Source organism: Pelotomaculum propionicicum, from assembly GCF_048984525.1.
GTDB lineage: Bacteria > Bacillota > Desulfotomaculia > Desulfotomaculales > Pelotomaculaceae > Syntrophopropionicum > Syntrophopropionicum propionicicum_A.
The window spans coordinates 44,554-66,595 of record NZ_JBMGJC010000001.1; the positions used below are offsets into that span (position 1 = coordinate 44,554).

The window sequence follows — 22,042 nt, forward strand, 5'->3', positions numbered from 1 at the left end:
AGATTTTAAACAAGTATTATTAAGTAATTGTTTAGACGTATTACTGTGTAAATATTTTCTTTTACTCCAAAATACTTTGCCTTGGAGTTAGTAAAAATCCGTTAATTATTAAATTATTTTAAAGATCCTGTTAATCGATTTAATCTTGTTAATCCTGTGAATTAGTTTTAAAAATCTCTTTTCGTCACGAATTCTGATAAAGAGTAAAGACTGTCCCTGGCAGGACAATCAGGCAGGGATGACAAAGCGCGCTCCGCCAGCATGGCGTAGCGTTTGGCCATTTCCGCCGCATAATCCAGCGACCCCGTTTCACGCATGTCGTTGATAATATATTCGTGAGCGGAAAGCGGCAGCTCACGCCCCATTATTATTTCGCGCAGGGTATTTTTATTGTGGCTGTTATTAAGAGCATGTATTAAAGGGAGTGTGAAAACACCACGGGTGATGTCATTGGACCCCGGCTTGCCGGTTTGTTCAGGTTTCCCCTTATAATCAAGCAGGTCGTCAGTAATTTGGAAGGATATTCCTAAAAAAAGGCCGTATTTTTCTAAAGAGATAATAATTTTAGTCTGGGCGCCTGCGAGCAGGGCGCCCAATTTACAGCAGCAGGAAAGGAATGAGCCTGCTTTTTGAGATGTCCTTTTCAAGTAGGTTTTTTCAAATATATTAAAGTTAAAGACTTCCCGCTGCTGATCAAATTCCGCCTTGATTAAATCCTTCAAGACACCGGATAGGGATGAAAGGGCACTTTCACCAAGGCCCGCGGACAGTTCTAAAAAAAGAAAGAAGAGGTAATCACCGGCAAGTACAGCGCTTTTTTCTCCCAATAGATTGTTTATTGTCGGTCTGCCGCGGCGGTAAGCGGAACAATCAATAATATCGTCGTGTACTAAAGACGCCAGGTGCAGAATTTCGACCGCCGCGGCAAGGTTGATTGTATCCGGACATGGTCCGCGACCGAAGAGAGAGGAGAGTAAAACAAGCGCCGGGCGCAGCCTTTTGCCGCCTTTTAGAAGGGGTTTCAGTTCTGATATGCGGCAGATACGCTCAAGAACATTTTCAACGTCTGTAATTTCTTTTTGGACCGGATTGTATAGAGCTTCAAGTTGTATGTTGTTTTCTTTGCCGGGCAAACAGTCTAAAGGTTCAGTAACTTTAAGCATAATATTTATATTGCGCTAAAATTTATTGCGCTATGCGGAGCGGCGTTGACAGGCATAGCTTTTATTAATGGCGAACATATTTTAAAAAAAACGGCATACCCTTCTAAAATAGAAAGTAATGCTGCAGCCTGAAAAGGCTGCCACAATTTATAGAAGGGCAGGATGCTGTAATTGACTGTTTTGCTGCGAACAATTATATTTAAAAAAAGCAGTGTTTTGATTTTAACGCTTTTTCTGATAACCGTTCTGACCTGCTACAGATATGCTGCAGCCCGGTATGAGGAGCGATACATCTCAACGCTTTCCTGGGTAATGGCTAATAAACTGGTTGTAATAGACCCCGGCCACGGAGGGGTGGACCCGGGCGCCCTGGGAAGAGACGGTGTGCTTGAAAAGGACATAGTGCTGGATGTTTCCATGAAACTGTCCGATATTCTTCGCCAGTCGGGAGCGCAAGTATTGCTGACCAGGGAAAGTGACCGGGACCTGAGCGATCCGGAGCTGCAAAATCTTTATAAGATCAAGGTGCAGGATTTGACCAGGCGGGTGGAACTGGCCAATCAGAATAACGCGGACATTTTTTTGAGCATACATGTTAACAGTTTTCCGGACAAACGGGAGCGTGGCGCACAGACATTTTCGCAGCCAGGGTCGGAAGAAAGTAAAAAATTGGCTGTGGCCATCCAGAAGGAATTAAACAATTTTTTGGATAACCCGGGCCGCCAGGCCAAACAGGTTGATTACTTCGCTAACAGGATGACTAAAATGCCCAGTGTTATTGTTGAAATAGGTTTTATCAGCAACCCGGGCGAGGAAAAGCTAATGCTGGATCCCGTTTACCAGAACAAAATCGCCTGGTCCATATACGCCGGCATAGCCCGCTACCTGGCAGGAGCCAGACCTGCGATGGCCCAGGCCGTACAAGGACAGGAATAGGCATCAAAGGAGCGATGGAGATGCCGGACAGATCAGCGCTTACGGTGCCGCAGGAATTGTTAATACTGGCCGCGGCAGTAGAGTCAGGTATCATCGAAAACCTTAACGACAATCCCATGACCGCGGTTGAGCTGGCAGGGCTGATGGGTGCGGACGTCCGGTCGGTTTGGGTTGTCACGGAAGCCCTGGAGGCGCTGGGATACCTGGCTAAAGAAAAAGATAAGCTCATGCTGAGCGGGGAAGCCCGGGATATGCTTTATAACACTGAATCGAAGGCTTATACCGGTTTTTCGTTCATGCACCGCTACAATGTAATCAGGACCTGGATGACCCTGCCGGAAGTCATTTTTACAGGGAAGCCTCACCCAAAAGACAAGCAACGTGAAAGGACAAAGTATTTCATGTCCGCCATGGGCCTCAGCGCAAAGCAGAATTCCCGCGCGGTTGCTGAACTGTGCCTGGCCGGAAAAGGCCAGGGGGCAAAAGTGCTGGATGTCGGCGGGGGGCCGCTCACTTACGCGAGAGCATTTGCTTCGCTGGGAGCGAGGGTGACCGTGCTTGACCTCCCGGAAGTGGTTGAGTATATGTCTGCCTTTCTCACCGGTGCGGAAAAAATAGAAATGGCAGCGGGCGATTTTAACGACGGACTGCCGCCGGGGCCTTTTTCCCATATTTTTTTGGGCAATATATGCCACATATATGGAGAACATGAAAACAGGGAGCTGTTTAAAAAAGCTGAGCGTGTCCTCCAGCCCGGCGGGATGATAGCAATTGTGGATTTTGTCAGGGGGACCAACGCCACGGCGGCTGTTTTCGGAGTTAACATGCTTGTGAATACTATAAATGGCGGTACCTGGACATATGACGAGTATTCCGATTGGCTCGCCGGCGCCGGGTTCTGCGGTTTGCACCTTAATTCAGCCGGCACAAAACAAATACTTATAGCCAAAAAGAGATAGGCTGTCATTAAACTAAATGAATATATGAACCGCTTCCGGTAATTATAAGCGTAAAAGCTTATAAGGGGGCGCTGTTATGTTTTCGTATCGCACCATAGCCGGAATTGGGGCGGCCGCGCTTGCGTTTATTGCCCTTTCAAAGATCAGCAGGCGCTGTGCGGGTGAATCAGCCGGTGAATGTGCCAGTAAGGCCGCAGGCAGGGTTAAAGGAATAATACGAAGGCGGAAGACAATGGACATAGATTTAACCAGTGATGTAATTTAAGATAAAAATAGAAAAGGCCACTTAAAGTGGTCTTTTTTATCGTATAATATATTAGAATAAAAGAGAGGGGTGTAAAAATATGTCCATTATTGGAATGATCATAGCGGTCTTGTTCTTCATAGCGGGTGTGGCCGGCACATTATTGCCAGCGCTGCCCGGTGCGCCTTTGATCTGGCTGGGCATGTTTTTATACGGCTGGATTGTAGATTTTAATAACCTGCCGTGGACGTTCTTTGTAGGGCAGGGACTGGCAGTGGCGCTGATATTTTTTGTCGACTATTTTGCCGGGGCGTGGGGCGTCAGCCGTTACGGCGGTTCGAAAGAAGCTGTTTGGGGAAGCGTTATTGGCGGTCTGCTGGGATTAATTCTAATGGGACCATTTGGACTTATATTCGGCCCTTTTATTGGAGCTGTGGCCGGGGAGCTTTATCTGAAGAATTCTCCGGAAAAAGCATTCAGAGTTGGTGTGGGCACTCTTATCGGCTTTCTTGGGGGTTTTTTGCTGAAGCTGGCGATCGAAATCGTGATGATCGTATGGTTTTTCATCGCGGTTTTCTAGCATTAAGTCAATTTTGTCGCATCCGCGGCAATCAGATTTATGGCAAAACAAATGAACCCAGGCAAAGCCCGGGTTCATTTGTTTTGTCCTATCTTGTCATGCCCAGCTCAGCGGCCAGCGCTTTGAAAGCGGGCAGAGAGTTAAGGATAACCTGCTTATCTATGCAGTAAGCGATGCGGAAATACCCGGGCGCTCCAAAGCCGCTGCCCGGCACAAGCAGTATGTTGTGTTTCTGGGCGGCCATAACGAATTCAACGTCATCCGGCAGCGGGGATTCAGGAAAAAGGTAAAAGGCGCCCTGGGGTTTAACCATTTTAAAACCAAGAGATGTTAGATTGTTGTAAAGGATGTCTCTTTTTTCCCGGTACCTTTCTATGTCCACGCTTTCATGCTGCAGTCCGGCCACCAGTCGCTGCATAAGCGCCGGCGCGTTAACGAAACCGAGGGTGCGGTTGCAAAAGACCATCGCATCCATCAGCAATCCGGCGTTTTCGATAAGCGGTGATATAGCCGCGTAACCTATACGCTCTCCAGGCAGTGCCAGGTCCTTGCTGTGTGAAGTAACCACAATGCTGTTCTTGACACAGTTAAAAATGCTGGGCAGGGTCAGGCTGTCATATATTATCTTCGCGTATGGCTCATCTGATAAGACAAAAACCTGGTTCCCGAATTTACTTTCCATGCCTGCGATCATCCTGCCAAGTTCCTTGAGTGACTCCTCGTCATAGACGACACCGGTCGGGTTGTTGGGGGAGTTGATGATTATCGCCTTGGTCCGGGAGGTTATGGCGCCGCTTATAGCATTTATATCAAGCTTAAACTCTTTTGTAGTGGGTACCTCTTTAGCAATACCGCCATGGTTGTCAATATAAAATTTGTATTCCACAAAGAAAGGAGACAAAATAATGACCTCGTCGCCCGGATCAAGTATTGATTTCAGGACTACGTTCAGTGCGGCGCCGGCGCCGCAGGTCATAACTACGTGATTTTCGTCAAATGGAAGTCCGGTTTGAGCCGCCAGTACTTTGGCAACAGCCAGGCGTGTATCAGTGTAACCGGCGTTGCTCATATAACGGTGCATTCCCGGCACAGGCCTTAGCGCCAGTTCTTTTAAAGCTTCTTTAAAAGCCGCCGGCGGTTCAAGATCAGGGTTGCCAAGGGTGAAGTCATAAACTTTTTCGCTTCCGTATATTTTTCTTAACCTTTCACCTTCTTCAAACATTTTACGGATCCAGGACGCGCCGGTAATTGACTTCTCAATTTTCTTGGATATTGCCATTGGGATCCCCCTTCATATTAGTTAAACTCTTTTGTTGGTATCTTACACCATCTAAAAAAAAATTCAAGTTAAAAGTCCTTATATTTTAAGGCTCAGGCAAAGTGCGACACATCTTGACAATAAAACACTCTGGTTATAACCAATGGGGTCAATTATAATGAAAAAGCCGGCGGTAATTAAAGGTAAAGAGGAGTGAAAGATGACAAATATATCCTATTTGACTCCCGACGGTCAGGTCACCATACCGCGCTCGGTTATGAAATCCCTCAACCTTAAGGGGGGAAGCGATATTAAAATTGAAATCCAAAGCGGTGTTTTGATCATAAAAAAAATCGAAGGTGCAGAGTCTGCAATAGAAGAGACTTTGATATATAAAGCAGGTTGATTTATTATCTATCCTGAAAATAAGAATTTTCATATCCTGATGGTGCCGCTTTAGCGGCATGGATGTCTGTTAAGTAATTGTCTTACGCTACCGGTCCTTTGTGACCGGTTTTTATTTTCCGCTGCGGCTAAAAAATCAAGGTTTAAATTATTGCGCCGGCTTTGTCTGTGCCAGCACATGGTTGACCATAGCGTCCAAAAGCTCTTCCTGAGTTGCGCCATGCCCTGATTCAAGCCAGATCAATTCCTTGTGCGGCGCCTGAAGCACATTGTAATAGCGATCTACCAGCGACGCCATTGCATTAACGTCCTGCCGGCCTACGAGAAAGTACACGGGCAAGTCCAGCCTGTTGGCCTGAGCGGTAAAATCCAGGTCCTGCAGCTGGGGGTATACAACAGTGAAAGACTCAACCAGCCCCCGTGCGAAGTTCACTTTATCCAACAGCCCGTATTCCCGCGCGAACTGGGGCGCCAGCAATAAAACCATCTCCAGGCTGGGCGACCCCATTAGGTCAAACAATATATTGTTATACGCCGCATATTTCACAGCCATCCCATCACCGGTATATGGCGGAGGACCGTAGCTGCGCAGCTTGTTAACCGTGCCGGTATCGCCATTCTCAGCGGCCGTCCTGATCGCGATTTCGTAGCCCATGCGGTCGTTTTCCGTTGTATTAACCATTTGTCCGGTGCCGACATAGGCGCAGAACAAGTCGGGGTACTGCTGCACCAGTTTGGTGCCCAGGATGGTGCCCCATGAAAGACCCATTACGTAGATTCTGTCCTGGTGGAAGCGTGAGCGCATTAATTGTGTCAGTTGGTGGGCGTCAGAGACGAACTGCTCGACTGTAAGCGTCGGGATTGGCGCCGCATCATATGACTTGCCTGTGCCCGGCTGATCCCAGTTTACGACTACAAAATGGTCCTCCAGGGGTTTAAGGCTCATAGCTGTGGCCGGAAAACCGCCCGCGCCGGGGCCGCCGATGCCGAGATAAAGCAGTACTGGTTTATTTGCATCTTTGCCGCGAATGGTAATCCACTGGTCTCTCCCGCCCAGGTTTACTTTTTCCAGCACCGCGATGCTGTTTGAGCCCGCAATAGGCGGTGTGGATGTTAAAACCTGCGATGCTGTGACAGCCAGGATTAAAACTGCGGCCATTCCCGCCAGGATTGCCAGGGATAGTCGCAGGGAGCGCCGGTAACGGACCAGCAGTATGATTAGCGCCGCATCCGCGGCGGCAAGCGTAATCCAGACATAAGCGGGCACAGAGGTGGCCACAGGCAGATCTGCCACGGGCAGGATTAAAATGAAAATGACGGCGACCATGAAAATCGGCATTAAAATTTTGCGCACCGCCTGTAAAACAATTGATTGAGGACTCATACATAACCTCCTGATAAGTATTATTAAATTGAATTCAAAAATATATTTATAGATAATGACAGGTGGTTGCTTTTTCTATTCTATATTCTACCATTGAATAATTGGAACAAGATAATATTTTAGAGATATTTACGTTTATTATAAAAAAACGGAGCATAAATTTAATAAAAACTTAAAAGGGATGGTTTATGTGCCTTTAGTAACCGCAAATGAAATCTGGTCCCGGGAGGGCCTTGATAATTCAGTATTGGTGGACTGGGGAAATATTATCAGCAGCCGGCCTGATTTTGTCGCGGCGGCGGGCAATGTAATTTATCTGTTCGCCCCTGTGGGATCTGAATACATGCTTATCGGCGCCACGGACACGGGAGCGCGGGTGTTAAGCTTGGCGGTGGGGCTGGCGGCAGCGCCTCCGCAGTATATCGCCACTGGCCTGGAAGACAGGGTTGCCGTATTCGGTATTAGGGAAGGGGTACTGGCCAGGTTGTTTGAAACAGAACCCGAACAGGGCGCGCTTTTTGTCGACCTCGCTGTCGCTGACATCGACGGCGACGGCAGGCAAGAAGTGATCGCGGCTTCCGAAGGGAAGCAGGCCCTTTATATATACAGCCTGGCGGAAGAAACAACGAACGGGATCAGGCTGGAATTACTGGCCATAAGGTTATTGCCGGGACCGGCCCAAAGAGTCACTGTCCTGGACAGGGGTGAAGGAAATCTGCCGGTGATTGCGGCAGCTTATAAAAACAACAGCAATTCCGGAATAATAACATTAATTTTTACTGAAAGAGGATTTGCAGAAGGGCCGGCAGAGCCAAATTTGCCGGCGCCGGTCACATCACTTGCGGCAGGCGAATTAAGAGAACCAGCCGGGGAGGAGCTGGCCTGGGGCGGCGGGGACGGCTCGGTAAGAATAGTTGAGATTAGCGATCAGTTTGTAAACGCACTGACTTCCGACAACCTGGGAAGCGCTGTGCCTGCTTTGACTGCCGGGATGATTGCGGGAGAAAACCGGGATACTCTTATTGCAGGGACACCTGGCGGTTTTCTTTTTGGTTTTGCGGCGCCTGTTGCAAACAACTCGCCCGACTGGGCCGTAAGGACCGGCAGGCCGGTTAATGATATTGCTTTAAGCAGTGAAGGTCTGCTGGGCCTGGGCACGTCAGACGGCGCGGTCCAGGTATGGCTGCTGGCGCCCGCGGGCAGGACTATACACATAGTAAGACCGGGCGAAACACTTTACGGGCTGGCCTTGCAGTACCGGACAACTGAAACTGCCATCGCTGAGTTAAACAGGATTACTGACGCGGGTATAATCTTCCCCGGACAGATACTGATTATCCCGTAAATATTTACTGTCATGCCGGTCTTGACACCTGAATTTACTGCAGGTATACTTTTACAATGTATACAATACCGGTAATTACTGAGGAGGAAAAGAAAGTTGAAATTGAGATTAGGCTTGCCCAAAGGGAGCCTTCAGGAGGCTACCTTTAATCTTTTTAAACAGGCTGGATTTGAAATAAATGTGCGGTCCCGCTCCTATTTCCCGGCGGTCAATGACCCCGAGCTGGAGATTGTACTGATGAGGGCTCAGGAAATTCCCAGGTATGTGGCTGAGGGTGTGCTTGACGCTGGCATCAGCGGGCTGGACTGGATCCTGGAAAATGACGCTGACGTGGTTGAAGTGGCGGACATGGTCTATGCCAAAAGCACCTCAAACCCGATCCGCCTGGTGATCGCCGTGGCCAAAGACAGTGATATAAAGGAAGTAAAAGATCTAAACGGCAAGCGGATCGCGACGGAACTTGTAAATGTAACACAAAAATACCTGAAAGATAACGGCGTAAAAGCCTCTGTTGAATTTTCCTACGGCGCCACGGAAGTAAAGGTGCCTGACCTGGTGGACGCCATTGCAGATATAACTGAAACCGGCAGTTCAATCAAGGCTAACAACCTGCGCATTTTAGCGACCATCCTTGAATCTACCACTAAACTGCATGCCAATAATGCAGCCTGGGAAGACAGCTGGAAAAGGGAAAAACTACAGAACCTGGCAGTCCTTCTGCAGGGCGCTCTGCGGGCCAGGTCTAAGGTGGGCCTGAAAATGAACGTGCCCGGTGAAAGGCTGGATGCCATCCTGGACGTGCTGCCGGCGATGAAACATCCTACCATCTCTCAGCTGGTGCACAGCGACTGGGTGGCGGTGGAGGTAATACTGGAGGAAAAACAGGTGAGGGACCTGATACCCGCCCTTAAAAAAGAGGGGGCGCAGGATATCATTGAGTACCCCCTGACGAAAGTAATACCCTAGAAAAAAGCGCTGTAGCCGATACAGCGCTTTTTAAATTCTTCTCAGACACCTGTATACTATTGTTTTAAGGAGCTGCGTTATGTTTATCATTCTGAACAAATTTATCAGACGCGCAGTTTTCCACCTCAAGGTAAGAGGATTAATCCTGAATCTCATTTTATAACATCAAGCCCCCTTCATATCATCTTATTCCATAAGTCTATCTAATGTTCGGATTTATCTTCCATGTGCAAGACCTTCAGAATACATGGGCATAATGTTTAAAAAATGAGAAGAGGGGAAGCAATGGGAAACGATATATGCGATATAGCCATTGTCGGCTGCGGGCCGGCCGGGCTGTCAGCAGCGGTAAACGCAAGCATCAGGAGAAAATCTGTTAATTTATTCGGAGGGGAGCTATGCGCACCCAAGCTGCAAAAATCGGCCGTTGTGAACAACTACCTTGGCTCACCCGAAGTATCTGGAGAAATTTTAAGGGAGAAATTTTTGGAACATGCCAGATCGATGAATATTCCCGTCACGCGGCTCATAATTAATTCAGTCACCCAAAACAGCAAGGGCGGGTTCACGCTGCAGGCGGCTGATGCCAGCTATGACGCCCGGGCGGTAATTATCGCCACCGGCGTCACGGTGGACAAATTAATTGAAGGTGAAAGAGATTTTATTGGAAAAGGAGTGGGGTACTGCGCCACCTGCGACGGCCCGTTATTCGAGGGGAAAGACGTGGCGGTGGTCGCTTATACCGCCGAAGGTGTGGAGGATGCAAATTTTCTAAAAGATATTTGCCGCAAGGTGTATTTTGTTTCAAGCGATAATAAGTTATTCAGCGGTCTGAAAAGCGGGATTGAAGCGATAGAAGCAAAAAGCGTCCAGGCTGTCACCGGCGGCGGCAGTGTTGATGGACTAAGGATCGACGGGCGTGACCTGGCTGTACAGGGTGTTTTTATCTACCGGGAAACATACCTGCCGGACACTCTTCTGCCTGGTTTGGCAGTCAGGGAAAACCATGTCCAGGTCGACCGTGAACTCAAAACAAATATTGAGGGGGTTTTTGCGGCCGGTGACTGTACCGGTAAACCATACCAGCTGGCCAAAGCGGTCGGCGAGGGCCAGGTGGCAGCCCTGAACGCGGTAAATTATTTAGATTCAATACCGGGCTGATAAAAATTTATCTTTACAGGAATAAAATTTCCTATATATGGAAGGTATTCTTTTAACCGGTGTCAAATGATATATAAAAAAAGAGGGGAGAGTGCCATTGGAAAAGCAAGGTTTTAAAAAGGTCCTGCCTGCGGAGTACCACGAGAACGCGCTCATTTTAATGTTCCAAAGCCCCAAAGTTCTGTATGCATACTGGGAACTGTCGCCAGGGTTAAGAAATACGCTGAGCGGGAAAAAGAATGTGCAGATCAGGCTGAACATAAACGGGAAAGGTATCATACAGGTTTTTGACTTTGACCTGACCAAAAAAAGTTACTATTTTGAGAATGTGATACCGGGTAAGTCATACAACTGCGAAATAGGCACCTTGAACGAAGACAATATTTTCTTACCGCTGCTGCGGTCAAATATAATCAGCGCGCCACACGACCTGCCCGGTTCCGTGTCGCCCGGCGAAGCGAATTCTCCCTCGTCCTCGGTCTTTAAGCCCGAAGGCCGGTGAGCAGGCAGGCCTTTTGGCAGTTAATACTACCTGACCACCAGAACCGGGCAGCTGGCGTGCTTTGTTACCCTGTTGCTTACGCTGCCCATGAGGATGCCTTTTATCTCACCTAAACCCCTGCTGCCCATAACTACAAGCTCACAATTAATTTCTTTGGCTTTTTTTATTATTTCATCTGCGGGATGGCCCACGGCGATATCCGTATGGATGTTTAATCCGTACGCTGCCAGGTCATCTTTTACTTTAGACAGTATGATTTTACCCTGCTTGTACAATTCATCTATAATGGCCTGCTGGATCTTGCTCAAGCGGTCTGGAGAAATGTCTATGTAGGGAGGAAGAGAGGGAACGACGTGCAGCAAAAACAATTCAGAGCCTAATTTTGAGGCCAATTCCGCGGCGTGCAGCGCGGCTAACGCGGATTTTTCAGAGCCGTCCACGGGTACTAGAACATTCTTGTACATGGTAATGCCCCCTGTCTGATAATTTTTAATATATACTTTACAATTTATTAAACTATATCAATTTTTAACAAAAAATAAAAGGAGGACGGGTTATAAGATACCCGCCCTCATCAGTTTATAGACTTAGATAAAAAAGAACAGGAAGAACACAATTATTATAAAGAAGAAAAATGTAAAGAAAAAAGAGAAGTTGAAGGATCCGGATATCGCCCCGCCGCCGCCAGTGCCAAATGCCATAATATACTTACCTCCTCATATACTTTTTTGTATAATATGAGGAAATCGTCAGGTGTGTTACTCTGCGGCGGGTTGTAAATAGCAACAATTACTAATATTACCGGTAATGATCAGTTTATAGATTTTTGGGCCTGCTCAAGTGTTTTACCAAGCTGAGAGTTTAGCTGGGCCAACCTGGAGCATTGGTTTGTGATATCAGGATGCCCCGTGTTTATTATCTCCTGTATTAATTTACCAATATCCAGCGCTGTATTTTGTGCGTCGCGGATAAAAAAAGACACCTGCTCACGTACCAGGACTTCACTGCCCCGGTGAGTAAATAAATTGGCAATAAATGTCATGTGTATCACCTCAAAGTTTTGTTTCTAGTATTTGCATTTTATTTTATGTGGACCTTTTTACCAGAAAACTTAATATAGAAATAGATTGATAAAGCTATCAACAGAAGGCTGATCACTTGAGCGAGCCTGAACGGTCCCAGCATTTCGCTGTCCATGCGCAGGGATTCAATAAAAAACCGGCCTGCTGAATACAGGATCAGGTAAAGGAGCATTATCTGGCCGTCAAATGATTTTCGTTTGAATAGATAAAAAAGAAATGAAAAGACAGCCAGGTCCCACAGGGATTCGTACAGAAACGCGGGATGGTGGTATTGGTTGCCGATATACATCTGCTTTTGGATAAAGACAGGAAAATGGCTGATATACTGCCTGCTTACAGGATAACCATAAGCCTCCTGGTTTATAAAGTTGCCCCACCTGCCTATGCTCTGTCCCAGGATAATGCTTGGGGCAACAACATCAGCGAATTTCCAGAAATTCAAATTATACTTTCTTATATAAAGGTAACCTACAATGACGCCGGCGAGCAGGCCCCCGTGTATGGCCAGGCCGCCGTGCCAGATCGCAAAAGCTTCCAGGGGGTTATACGCGTAACTTTTCCAGTTGAATATGACATAATATAACCTGGCGCCGATCATGGCCGCCGGAATGATTAAAATAATCATATTTAACAGGTGCTCTGTGCTTAGTTGAGATTTTTTCGCATGGTAGTACGCCAGCGCCACGCCGAAAATAAAAGCGGTATCGATAAGAATACCATACCAGTGTATGGATATTGGTCCGGCCTGGATGGCCACGGGGTCAATCATGACAGTTCCTCCATAGAATAAAAGGTTTCTTATCAATAATATTAAAGAAAGGCTGGTTTTTCAACCAGCCTTTCGGTTTTTCAACCATACTGTGGGTTTATAACGCATTTTATTTTTTATGATTTCATTTTAAAGGTTTCACATTTTGTCTGATCGGAATTATCAGCCATGCTGGCGTGGTTATGGTCCACCTGGATCATGGGAGCGTGGCACTCTACAGCGTTGTTCCACTTGCATTCTGTTACGGAACATTTTATATTTGGCAAATAAATCACCTCCAGTGATTGTTTTTATTATATTTTCCACAATTATAGGTTTTATACTTGCCGCAGGCAGTGGTTAAGTTTAAGATATCAATGAAATTAAATAACTATTGCGGCCATAAAGTGGCCGACGGTGAAACAGCTAATTGATAAAAAGCCCATATAAATATAAGGAATCCTATAAAAAATAAAACTCTAGCCCATTTCGGTAAATTTTCAAACCAGTCTTCATTGCGTGGTTTTTTACTATTTATCCAATTAGCCAAACCAATTGCCGCAATAACAGAGACAACAATATAACCAGCAATCTGCTCAATTTCCATTATTATAGCTATCTCCTTTTCGCAAAAACACTTATGGCATCAACACCTTAAAAAAACAAACAGTATTAACTCTATCATAAATTCGAACCTTCAGAGGCATTTTGCATTTTTTTAAAACTGGAGAGTGCTTTTGGCCGTAAAAGTAAAAAAAACAAGTCCTCAAAACCTGTTCCCCAAAATATATCTTGCCAAAATCCGTCTTTTAACTGGCGGGAGTGCGTGGGAATCGAACCCACCCAGGACAGGAGCACTGCCCCGCGACTGGTTTTGAAGACCAGGAGCACCACCAGGCACCATCCACCCCCGAGATATTGAAATTTAATCTTTGAACGAATTCATATTATATAAGATTTTTCGCGAAAAATCAAGCTGCCATGAGAAATGGATAACTAACATTATATGTATAGCGCCGCATTATGCCGCCTTGCTTTTTTGAAAAAAATATATATTATACTTTAAAGGAATATCTCATAACGTTCGAGAAATTATTTTATATTTCGCCTAAATATATAGATGCAAATTCTTTTTAAGGGTTGAATAAGCAGGTGGAGATATGCTGGAGTTATTCGTAGATATAAAAGATGAACTACAGGCCGTTGAAAGTGCATTAAGAAAAATAGTCCAGGCGGATTATCAAATATTAACGGAGACTTCCACCCACCTCCTTAACGCGGGCGGCAAGCGGCTGCGGCCGGCGCTTGCCATATTCGGGGCAAAATTTTACAATTTTGATTTGGAACGGGTAATACCACTGGCGGCGACCCTTGAACTTATCCATATGGCGTCCCTTGTCCACGACGATGTGGTCGACGCGTCTATGACCCGCAGGGGTAAGCCTACGGTGAAAGCCATGTGGGGAAACAGGATTTCAACCCATATAGGCTCATATCTTTTCGCAAAATCTCTAATCCTGATATCCAAATACGAAGACATGCCGATAATATCCGGGGTTTTATCCGACACAAGCGTGCAGATGTCCCAGGGTGAAATTATACAAATATCGTCTTCCTTTGATATAAACCAGAGCAAGAAGAACTATTTTTACCGCATCAAATGCAAAACCGCTCTTCTGATCGCCGCGAGCGCTCAACTGGGGGCGGTATCCTGCGGCGCTGACAAAAGCATATATTTACCACTGAGAAGGTACGGGTACAATATCGGGATGGCCTTTCAGATTACCGACGACATCCTCGACATGATCGCGGAACAGCGCCAGCTGGGCAAGCCGATCGGCGGTGACCTGAGGCAGGGTATTATAACGCTGCCGGTGATATACGCCCTAAAACGCTGTAAAGACAAGAAACGACTCGCTGAGCTGGTGACGAAAGTGGAAAAAAGCGAAGACGAGGTTAATGAAGCATTAGAAATTGTCAGGAACTCCGGGGCTATCGATTATTCTTTTAATATTGCGCATAAATATATCGTCAAAGCAAAAAGTGATTTAAAAGAGCTGCCTGATATTCCAACCCGGCGGACCCTGAGCATGGCGGCGGATTTTGTGTGTGCCAGGAAGTTTTAAGCAGGCTTAGTTTAAAAATAATTTATTTTGCAGGCGGTAGGCATGGCTGGACGCTACCTGGTATCTCTGGATTTAGAAAATAAAAAATGTTTGGTCGCCGGCGGGGGAAATGTCGCGGAGCGCAAGGTGCGCTCCCTGCTTGAGTGCGGCGCCCAGGTCAGCGTGGTCAGCCCGGTGATAACTCCCGCCTTGGCGTCCATGGCTGAAGAAGGTTTGATTTTATACAGGCGGGGCGGTTATCAGTGCTCGGATTTGGACGGTGTTTTCCTGGTCTTCGGAGCCACCGGCAGAGAAGAAGTAAACAGGCAGATAGCAGATGATTGTGCCAGCCGCGCACTGATCGTAAATATTGTTGACGACCCGGCGAAATGCAGCTTTTATGTGCCGGCTACCGTAAGGAGAGGGTCTCTGTCCATAGCAGTCTCAACCGGCGGAAAAAGCCCGCTGCTGGCCAGGAAGATCAGAGAAGAACTGGAGTCGGTTTACGGGCCGCAGTATGAAGAATTTCTGGAAATGCTTGGCGCCTTGAGAGAAGAAGTAATCAAAAATGTGTCTGATCCCGGAAAGAAGAAAAAAATACTGGAAGACCTTTTAAGTGATGTTATCTTGGACATGCTTAAAAATGGCCGGCTGGATCAGGCAAAGGAGATGTTATTAGGTGCTTATCACGGTAGTGGGTCTTAACCACAGGACCGCGCCCGTTGAGGTCCGGGAGAAACTGTCTTTTCCCGGATACACGCTAAAAGATGCTCTGAGGCGGTTGAAATCCTATCCTGTTATTGAGGGCTGTGTTATTTTATCCACCTGCAACAGGACTGAAATATATGCCGCGACCCTTGAGATGGACGAAGGGATAAATGCCATCTGGGATTTTCTCTCCCGCTGGTCGGGGGTAAACAAATCGGAAATTAAGAACTATACTTACTGCCACACTTTGTATGATATGATCCGCCATACTTTTCGCGTCGCTTCAGGGCTGGACTCGATGCTGCTGGGCGAGACTCAGATCCTGGGACAGTTAAAGTCCGCCTACATGGACGCTGTAGAATACGAGGCCACCAACCGTGTCATCAACACGCTTTTCCAGCTTGCGCTTACTGTAGGCAAAAGGGTCCGCACGGAGACAGGCATTGACCGCAACGCTGTCTCAATCAGCTATGCCGCGGTTGAATTGGCCAAACAGCACCTGGGGGACTTAAACAAGCGCCAGGTGCTGATTATCGGCGCGGGTAAAATGAGTGAGCTGACTGCCAGGCATCTCGTTGACAACGGTATTTCAGGCGTCATTGTTTCAAACCGCTCGTTTGAACGCGCGGAAGCCCTCGCCGCCCAGTTCAGGGGCAAAGCCGTCAGATTCAGCGAATTGTATAAGTATATGGAAAGCGCGGATATTGTTATCAGCTGTACCGCGGCGGCGCACTCTGTGGTCAAAGCTGAAGAGATGCGGCTGGTCATGGAGAAAAGAAAAGGCAAAAAGATATTCATGGTCGACATAGCGGTGCCGCGTGATATTGAAACTGAAGCGGGCAAACTGGCGGGAGTAACCCTTTATGATATAGACGACCTGAAAACCGTGGTTGACCACAACCTGACCGAGCGTAAAAACGCCGCCAACAAGGCCGAGTTAATCATTGAAGAAGAGCTTGAAAAGTTCATGAAATGGCACAGCACCCAGTTTGTCATACCCACTGTCGCAGCCCTTAAAAACTGGGGCGAAGAAATAAAGCAAAAAGAATTGCAGCGGGCCTTGAACCGCCTGGGTGACTTATCGGAACATGACGAAAAAGTTGTCTCCTCTCTGGCAAACTCAATAGTCAACCAGGTATTGCATGTTCCCATCACTCAGCTGAAAAAGTATGCCCTGACCGTGGAGGGGCACCTGTACACCGAAATCATGCAAAATTTATTTGACCTGGAAGTGCCGGGCCAGAAACCGAGGAAACAGCCGGACCAGGTTGAAACCGAAAAACACCGGATGATTAAATAACAATAAATTGCAAATCATAAGCAAAACACCACAGCAGGACAGTAAATTTGGTTCAAATAATTATTAGGGGATTTTGTATTGAAACAAGAGATTGTTGTGGGGACAAGAGAAAGCAGGCTTGCCATGTGGCAAGCCTGCTGGGTGGTTGAACGCCTGAAGAGTTTGAGCCCCGGACACAGCTACCGGATTAAAGGCATCCGCACTCAGGGAGATAACATCCTTGATGTCGCCCTGGCTAAAATAGGAGACAAGGGCCTTTTTACCAAAGAACTGGAGTACGCCATACTGCGCGGGGAAATTGATATGGCTGTGCACAGCATGAAAGACTTGCCCACAGACCTGCCGGACGGCCTCACCATCGGAGCGGTATGCGAGAGGGAATACCCTGGTGACGTATTAATTTCACGCGGCGCTAAAACCCTGGCAGAGCTTCCGGCAGGCGCGGTTATCGGCACCAGCAGCCTCAGGCGGGCCGCCCAGGTCCTTCACTACCGGAACGATTTAAAAACGGCAAACCTGCGGGGAAACGTCCAGACCCGTATCAAAAAACTGGATGAAAACAGGTTTGACGCGACAATTCTGGCTTACGCCGGGGTGCACCGCATGGGCCTCGACCACAGGGTAACACAGGTGATCCCTTTTGAAATACTCCTGCCCGCGGTTGGCCAGGGGGCGGTCGGGGTGGAAGCAGCCTCTGACAATGTTGAAATGCTCGCCCTGCTTAAAAACATAGATCACAAAGAGTCGCGCCTGGCTGTAAGCGCTGAAAGGGCATTACTAAGAAAACTCGAAGGCGGCTGCCAGGTGCCGATCGGTGCGCATGCTGCGGTTGAAGGAGAATGTCTGCGCCTGGAGGGAGCTGTTGTCAGCCTTGACGGCGCGGAAATGGTGCGCACATCCTTGATTGGAGACGCCGCGGACGCTGAAGACATTGGTGTCAGGCTGGCAGAAAAGCTTTTGGAAACAGGCGCGGGCGAAATATTAAACATGATGCGACAGGAGAACAGGTGCGATGGATAAAGGTATCGTTTATCTGGTAGGCGCGGGTCCCGGCGATCCAAAGCTGATCACTGTAAAAGGCCTGGAGTGCATCCAGAAAAGTGACACGATTATATACGACCGGCTGGTCAGTGATAGGATGCTCTCGTTCGCCAGGCCCGGAGCGGAGATAGTATATGTCGGCAAATCGCCTGAGCGCCATACCCTTACCCAGTCGGAAATAAACAGGCTCCTGGTTGAAAAGGCTTTAAAAGGTAAGACTGTTACCAGGCTTAAGGGAGGAGACCCTTTTGTTTTCGGCCGGGGCGGGGAAGAGGCTGAGGCTCTGGCGGCCGCCGGTGTGCTTTTTGAAATTGTGCCCGGAGTTACTTCCGCCATCGCGGCGGCGGCATACGCGGGGATCCCGGTGACGCACCGGGACTTCACCTCTACCTTCGCCGTCATTACAGGCAATGAAGACCCTTTAAAAGAGGATTCAAGCATAGATTGGGCCAAAATATCGACTGGGGCGGGCACCCTGGTCTTCCTGATGGGGATGGCGAACCTGCCGCACATTACAAAACGCCTGGTGGAAAACGGCCGGTCTCCCAAAACTCCGGCCGCCCTCGTAAGGTGGGGCACCAGGCCGGAGCAGCGCACGCTGGTGGGAACGCTGGAAGACATCAGCCGGAAGGCGGAAAGTGAAGGATTTAAGAATCCCGCCCTGATTATTATAGGAGAGGTCGTCAGGCTGCGGGAAAAACTGAGCTGGTTTGAAAAAAAGCCCCTATTCGGCAAAAGGATTTTAGTGACACGTTCAAGGGAACAGGCCAGTGTTCTATCAGAGGCGCTTGAGGCGTTGGGAGCGGAACCTCTGGAGTTTCCAACTATCAGCGTGGTGGAGCCGGAAGATTTTGGCCCTCTTGACCTGGCTTTGGATAACCTCGGGAGTTACCAGTGGGTAATTTTCACTAGCGTCAACGGCGTGGAGTCATTTTTTAAGAGGCTGCGTTATCACCGCAAGGATGTCCGTGAACTTTACGGTGCAAAACTTTGCGCTATCGGTCCCAAAACAAGGGAAGCCCTGGAAAATTACGGACTCATTGTGGATTATGTGCCTGTTGAATTCCGTGCCGAGGAAATACTGAAGGTTTTACAGGGAAAAGTGGCGGCGGGAGACAGGGTATTAATGCCGCGCGCCGACATCGCCAGAAAAATACTGCCGGAGTCATTGTCACGCCTGGGCGCCCAGGTTGACGAAGTGACTGCCTACCGCACCGTGCCGGGAGAGGGACAGGGCGGCCGCATAGCGGAGATGTTGAAAAAAGGCGAAATACATGGCATAACATTTACCAGTTCCTCCACTGTGCGTAATTTTGTCAATATGCTCGGCGCCACCGATATAAAAAGCTTACTGGGGAATGTGACCGTGGCCTGCATCGGGCCTGTCACTGCGGATACCGCCAGGGAGATGGGCATCGAGGCGGACCTGGTGGCGGAAGAGTATACGATTGAAGGACTGATCAAAGCCATATTGAATTATTATAAGAGTATATAAATTAAGGCCATTTAAAAAATTCAAAACATTTGAAAGAAATATAATTCGAAGTAAAGGTGTGAGATGGAATGATCAGTGTGACCAAGCTATTATGCGATACAGAATACTTTGGTGACTCGCTGCGCTACAGCCAGAATTCAGTGGGGCAGGTCAACGGCGCGTTTGCAGGACACGGCCCGGTAGTCGTCTGGAACAGCACCCGTACCTGCAACCTTAAATGCATCCACTGTTATTCAAACTCCGAGTCAAAAAAATACGAAGGCGAGCTGGACACCAAAGAAGCGCTGCGTTTTATCGACCACCTGGCTGAATTTAAGGTGCCGGTGATCCTTTTTTCAGGCGGGGAACCGCTGTTGCGGGAAGACCTGATGACCCTGGCGGCCCACGCGAAAAGCAAGGGGATCAGGCCGACCATTTCGACTAACGGTACACTGTTGAACCGTGAGCTGACCGCATCATTAAAGAACCTGGGTATAGGCTATATTGGTGTCAGCCTGGACGGTATCGGTGAAAACAACGACCGTTTTCGCGGCCGCGAGGGGGCCTTTGCAGCTGCCCTGGCAGGGATAAGGAGCTGCCGGGAGGCAGGCCAGAGAGTCGGGCTGCGCTTTACTATAAACAGGCATAATTACAGTGAATTGAACGCCATCTTCGATCTTATTGAAGAAGAGAATATACCCAGGGTATGTTTTTACCACCTGGTTTACGCCGGCCGGGGCAGCAAGATGGTGGACGAGGACGTTACCAGAGAAGAAGCCCGCCAGGCTTTGGACCTGATCATGGAACGCACCATGGAATTTCACAGGCGCGGCCTGCAAAAAGAAATCTTAACAGTTGATAACCATGCGGACGGAGTTTATATTTACCTGAAGCTAAAAGAAAAAGACCCGGAGCGGGCCAGGCAGGTGTTGGAGCTGCTGCGCCTGAACGGCGGCAACCGGACCGGCATAGCCATAGGCGCCGTTGACTGGTACGGCAACGTACACCCGGACCAGTTCACCCAGAACCACACCTTCGGCAACGTCAGGGAAAGGAAGTTCGGTGACATCTGGACGGATACCACACAGCCGGTCCTGGCCGGCCTGAAAAACCGCAAGCCCCTGCTCAAGGGCCGCTGTGCCGCCTGCAGGTGGCTGGACGTCTGCAACGGGAATTTCAGGGCCAGGGCTGAGGCGGTAACAGGAGATTTCTGGGCGTCGGACCCCGCCTGCTATCTGACCGACGAAGAGATCGGGTTAAGTTAAAAAAAACAATTTTCACAAGATTAACAGGATTTAGAGGATTAACAAGATTAAATAATCTAAATAAAATTAATATATATAATGATTTTTAAAATTATTGTAATATTGTATAAATATATTTCCAATTTATTATTTAATCCTGCAAATCTTGATAATCTTGTTAATCCTGTGTAAGTGCATTATTTAGTTCATTATTAATCCAGTAGATCTTAATAATATTCTAAATCCTGTGATAAATATTTAGTTTTTGGAGGGATTATGCATGCCATTTCCTGAACAGCGGCCGAGGCGGTTAAGAATTAATGAAAACATACGCCGCATGGTTCGCGAGAACAGCCTGTCTGTGGACGACCTGGTCTACCCTGTCTTTGTCTGCCACGGCAGCGGACAGTCCTTTCCCATAGATTCAATGCCCGGTATATACCGATATTCTGTGGACATGCTGCTCAGGGAGCTTGAAGAGATAGTAAAATTAAAAATACCCGCCATACTTCCTTTTGGCCTGCCGGCCCAAAAAGACGAAGCCGGCTCCGGGGCATATGCCGAGGACGGCATCATCCAGCAGGCAGTGCGGGCGGTCAAAAGAGAGTACCCGGACCTGACGGTTATCACTGATCTCTGCCTCTGCGAGTATACGGATCACGGTCACTGCGGCATTATTCTGGATAATTACGTTATGAATGACCCCACCCTTGAGCTGCTGGCAAGGACCGCGGTGTCGCACGCCGCTGCCGGGGCTGATATAATAGCACCTTCCGATATGATGGACGGCAGGGTGGGCGCCATACGCACAGCCCTTGATAAAAATGGTTATGTCAACATACCGGTCATGGCTTATTCAGCCAAATACTGCTCGGCCTTTTACGGGCCGTTCAGGGACGCGGCTGATTCAGCTCCCAAATTCGGTGACAGGAGATCATACCAGATGGACCCGGCCAATTCGGACGAGGCGCTGCGCGAGGTCCGGCTAGACATAGAAGAAGGGGCGGACATTGTTATGGTTAAGCCTGCCCTGGCCTATATGGACATTATAAGGCGGGTCAGGGATGAATTCGGCTTCCCCGTAGCGGCCTACAATGTCAGCGGGGAATACAGCATGGTCAAGGCAGCAGCCAATAACGGCTGGGTTGATGAAAAACGTATCGTGATGGAAATACTGACCGGCATCAAGCGTGCCGGCGCCGATATTGTGATCACCTACCACGCCAGAGAAGCAGCCAAGTGGCTGCAAGATTAGTCTTCGGACGTCAGACGTCGGAAAAGAAAAAACCACTTTATAGATTACGGAATGGGGAAACGCCACCTGTAGGTGCGGCTTCAGCCGCACAATGGCCGGATAAATCCGACCCTACAAAAGCAAAGCTAATTACTGCGGGATGAAACATGATAGGGAATTATATAATTCCCGATTAAATGCTC

The 22,042-nt window shown here is 48.1% G+C and carries 24 protein-coding genes and 1 tRNA gene; 16 read left to right on the forward strand and 9 right to left on the reverse strand.

Annotation, left to right across the window (positions count from 1 at the left end; translation table 11 throughout):
• Positions 1-167 precede the first annotated feature (167 nt).
• Complete coding sequence (locus ACOBQJ_RS00240) at positions 168-1,163, reverse strand: polyprenyl synthetase family protein (RefSeq protein ID WP_421069707.1); 996 nt, start codon at positions 1,161-1,163, stop codon at positions 168-170.
• Positions 1,164-1,343: 180 nt separating this feature from the next.
• Between ACOBQJ_RS00240 and cwlD the strand changes: the two genes are divergently transcribed.
• The 4 genes from cwlD to ACOBQJ_RS00260 all read left to right on the forward strand — a co-directional run bounded on the left by cwlD (position 1,344) and on the right by ACOBQJ_RS00260 (position 3,882).
• Positions 1,344-2,099: an N-acetylmuramoyl-L-alanine amidase CwlD gene (cwlD, locus tag ACOBQJ_RS00245; RefSeq protein WP_421069708.1), complete on the forward strand. Its 756-nt coding sequence runs from the start codon at positions 1,344-1,346 to the stop codon at positions 2,097-2,099.
• A gap of 20 nt (positions 2,100-2,119) precedes the next feature.
• The gene (locus tag ACOBQJ_RS00250; RefSeq protein WP_421069709.1) at positions 2,120-3,058 is read left to right on the forward strand and encodes a methyltransferase; all 939 of its coding nucleotides are present in this window, start codon (positions 2,120-2,122) and stop codon (positions 3,056-3,058) included.
• Between the two features lie 76 nt (positions 3,059-3,134).
• Positions 3,135-3,323 (forward strand): hypothetical protein, encoded by a 189-nt coding sequence (locus tag ACOBQJ_RS00255; protein ID WP_421069710.1) that lies wholly within the window; start codon positions 3,135-3,137, stop codon positions 3,321-3,323.
• 79 nt (positions 3,324-3,402) lie between these two features.
• Entirely contained in the window at positions 3,403-3,882 is a 480-nt protein-coding gene (locus ACOBQJ_RS00260; RefSeq protein ID WP_421069711.1) for a DUF456 domain-containing protein, read from the forward strand.
• 88 nt (positions 3,883-3,970) lie between these two features.
• Here ACOBQJ_RS00260 and ACOBQJ_RS00265 read toward each other — a convergent pair whose 3' ends face one another.
• Positions 3,971-5,161, reverse strand: coding sequence for a pyridoxal phosphate-dependent aminotransferase (locus ACOBQJ_RS00265; protein WP_421069712.1), 1,191 nt, complete (start codon positions 5,159-5,161; stop codon positions 3,971-3,973).
• A 199-nt stretch (positions 5,162-5,360) separates the two neighbouring features.
• Here ACOBQJ_RS00265 and ACOBQJ_RS00270 point away from each other — a divergent pair, with 199 nt between their 5' ends.
• On the forward strand, positions 5,361-5,546 hold the full coding sequence (locus tag ACOBQJ_RS00270) for an AbrB/MazE/SpoVT family DNA-binding domain-containing protein (protein ID WP_421069713.1): 186 nt from the start codon (positions 5,361-5,363) through the stop codon (positions 5,544-5,546).
• A 147-nt stretch (positions 5,547-5,693) separates the two neighbouring features.
• On the opposite strand, the gene ACOBQJ_RS00275 is transcribed toward ACOBQJ_RS00270, so the two are convergent.
• Positions 5,694-6,929 carry an alpha/beta fold hydrolase gene (locus ACOBQJ_RS00275; protein WP_421069714.1) on the reverse strand — a complete coding sequence of 412 codons (1,236 nt, stop codon included), beginning with the start codon at positions 6,927-6,929 and terminating at the stop codon, positions 5,694-5,696.
• Positions 6,930-7,119: 190 nt separating this feature from the next.
• On the opposite strand from ACOBQJ_RS00275, the gene ACOBQJ_RS00280 reads away from it, so the two are divergent.
• The 4 genes from ACOBQJ_RS00280 (at position 7,120) to ACOBQJ_RS00295 (ending at position 10,903) form a co-directional block, all read left to right on the forward strand.
• Positions 7,120-8,274, forward strand: coding sequence for a LysM peptidoglycan-binding domain-containing protein (locus tag ACOBQJ_RS00280; protein WP_421069715.1), 1,155 nt, complete (start codon positions 7,120-7,122; stop codon positions 8,272-8,274).
• A gap of 96 nt (positions 8,275-8,370) precedes the next feature.
• A complete protein-coding gene (gene hisG, locus ACOBQJ_RS00285) occupies positions 8,371-9,240 on the forward strand; it encodes an ATP phosphoribosyltransferase (protein WP_421069716.1) in 870 nt (289 codons plus the stop codon).
• A 285-nt stretch (positions 9,241-9,525) separates the two neighbouring features.
• A complete protein-coding gene (locus ACOBQJ_RS00290; RefSeq protein ID WP_421069717.1) occupies positions 9,526-10,401 on the forward strand; it encodes an NAD(P)/FAD-dependent oxidoreductase in 876 nt (291 codons plus the stop codon).
• Between the two features lie 97 nt (positions 10,402-10,498).
• The gene (locus ACOBQJ_RS00295) at positions 10,499-10,903 is read left to right on the forward strand and encodes a DUF4912 domain-containing protein (RefSeq protein ID WP_421069718.1); all 405 of its coding nucleotides are present in this window, start codon (positions 10,499-10,501) and stop codon (positions 10,901-10,903) included.
• A gap of 26 nt (positions 10,904-10,929) precedes the next feature.
• On the opposite strand, the gene ACOBQJ_RS00300 is transcribed toward ACOBQJ_RS00295, so the two are convergent.
• The 6 genes from ACOBQJ_RS00300 to ACOBQJ_RS00325 all read right to left on the reverse strand — a co-directional run bounded on the left by ACOBQJ_RS00300 (position 10,930) and on the right by ACOBQJ_RS00325 (position 13,645).
• Entirely contained in the window at positions 10,930-11,367 is a 438-nt protein-coding gene (locus ACOBQJ_RS00300) for a universal stress protein (protein ID WP_421069719.1), read from the reverse strand.
• A gap of 347 nt (positions 11,368-11,714) precedes the next feature.
• Positions 11,715-11,945, reverse strand: coding sequence for a hypothetical protein (locus ACOBQJ_RS00305; RefSeq protein ID WP_421069720.1), 231 nt, complete (start codon positions 11,943-11,945; stop codon positions 11,715-11,717).
• A gap of 38 nt (positions 11,946-11,983) precedes the next feature.
• On the reverse strand, positions 11,984-12,754 hold the full coding sequence (gene lgt / locus ACOBQJ_RS00310; RefSeq protein ID WP_421069721.1) for a prolipoprotein diacylglyceryl transferase: 771 nt from the start codon (positions 12,752-12,754) through the stop codon (positions 11,984-11,986).
• 116 nt (positions 12,755-12,870) lie between these two features.
• On the reverse strand, positions 12,871-13,020 hold the full coding sequence (locus tag ACOBQJ_RS00315; protein ID WP_421069722.1) for a DUF1540 domain-containing protein: 150 nt from the start codon (positions 13,018-13,020) through the stop codon (positions 12,871-12,873).
• 104 nt (positions 13,021-13,124) lie between these two features.
• Positions 13,125-13,340 (reverse strand): hypothetical protein, encoded by a 216-nt coding sequence (locus ACOBQJ_RS00320; RefSeq protein WP_421069723.1) that lies wholly within the window; start codon positions 13,338-13,340, stop codon positions 13,125-13,127.
• A gap of 207 nt (positions 13,341-13,547) precedes the next feature.
• Positions 13,548-13,645: transfer RNA gene (locus tag ACOBQJ_RS00325), tRNA-Sec, on the reverse strand.
• Positions 13,646-13,893: 248 nt separating this feature from the next.
• Between ACOBQJ_RS00325 and ACOBQJ_RS00330 the strand changes: the two genes are divergently transcribed.
• The 7 genes from ACOBQJ_RS00330 (at position 13,894) to hemB (ending at position 21,860) form a co-directional block, all read left to right on the forward strand.
• Positions 13,894-14,859 carry a polyprenyl synthetase family protein gene (locus ACOBQJ_RS00330; protein ID WP_421069724.1) on the forward strand — a complete coding sequence of 322 codons (966 nt, stop codon included), beginning with the start codon at positions 13,894-13,896 and terminating at the stop codon, positions 14,857-14,859.
• Positions 14,860-14,901: 42 nt separating this feature from the next.
• The gene (locus ACOBQJ_RS00335) at positions 14,902-15,543 is read left to right on the forward strand and encodes a precorrin-2 dehydrogenase/sirohydrochlorin ferrochelatase family protein (RefSeq protein WP_421069725.1); all 642 of its coding nucleotides are present in this window, start codon (positions 14,902-14,904) and stop codon (positions 15,541-15,543) included.
• Positions 15,518-16,846 (forward strand): glutamyl-tRNA reductase, encoded by a 1,329-nt coding sequence (gene hemA, locus ACOBQJ_RS00340; protein ID WP_421069726.1) that lies wholly within the window; start codon positions 15,518-15,520, stop codon positions 16,844-16,846. Before ACOBQJ_RS00335 ends, hemA begins: the two co-directional genes overlap by 26 nt.
• A gap of 78 nt (positions 16,847-16,924) precedes the next feature.
• Positions 16,925-17,866, forward strand: a complete 942-nt coding sequence (gene hemC, locus ACOBQJ_RS00345) for a hydroxymethylbilane synthase (protein ID WP_421069727.1) — start codon at positions 16,925-16,927, stop codon at positions 17,864-17,866.
• Positions 17,859-19,382 carry a uroporphyrinogen-III C-methyltransferase gene (cobA, locus tag ACOBQJ_RS00350; RefSeq protein WP_421069728.1) on the forward strand — a complete coding sequence of 508 codons (1,524 nt, stop codon included), beginning with the start codon at positions 17,859-17,861 and terminating at the stop codon, positions 19,380-19,382. Before hemC ends, cobA begins: the two co-directional genes overlap by 8 nt.
• A gap of 68 nt (positions 19,383-19,450) precedes the next feature.
• Positions 19,451-20,626, forward strand: a complete 1,176-nt coding sequence (gene nirJ1, locus ACOBQJ_RS00355) for a putative heme d1 biosynthesis radical SAM protein NirJ1 (protein ID WP_421069729.1) — start codon at positions 19,451-19,453, stop codon at positions 20,624-20,626.
• Positions 20,627-20,885: 259 nt separating this feature from the next.
• Entirely contained in the window at positions 20,886-21,860 is a 975-nt protein-coding gene (gene hemB / locus ACOBQJ_RS00360) for a porphobilinogen synthase (RefSeq protein WP_421069730.1), read from the forward strand.
• Positions 21,861-22,042 lie beyond the last annotated feature (182 nt).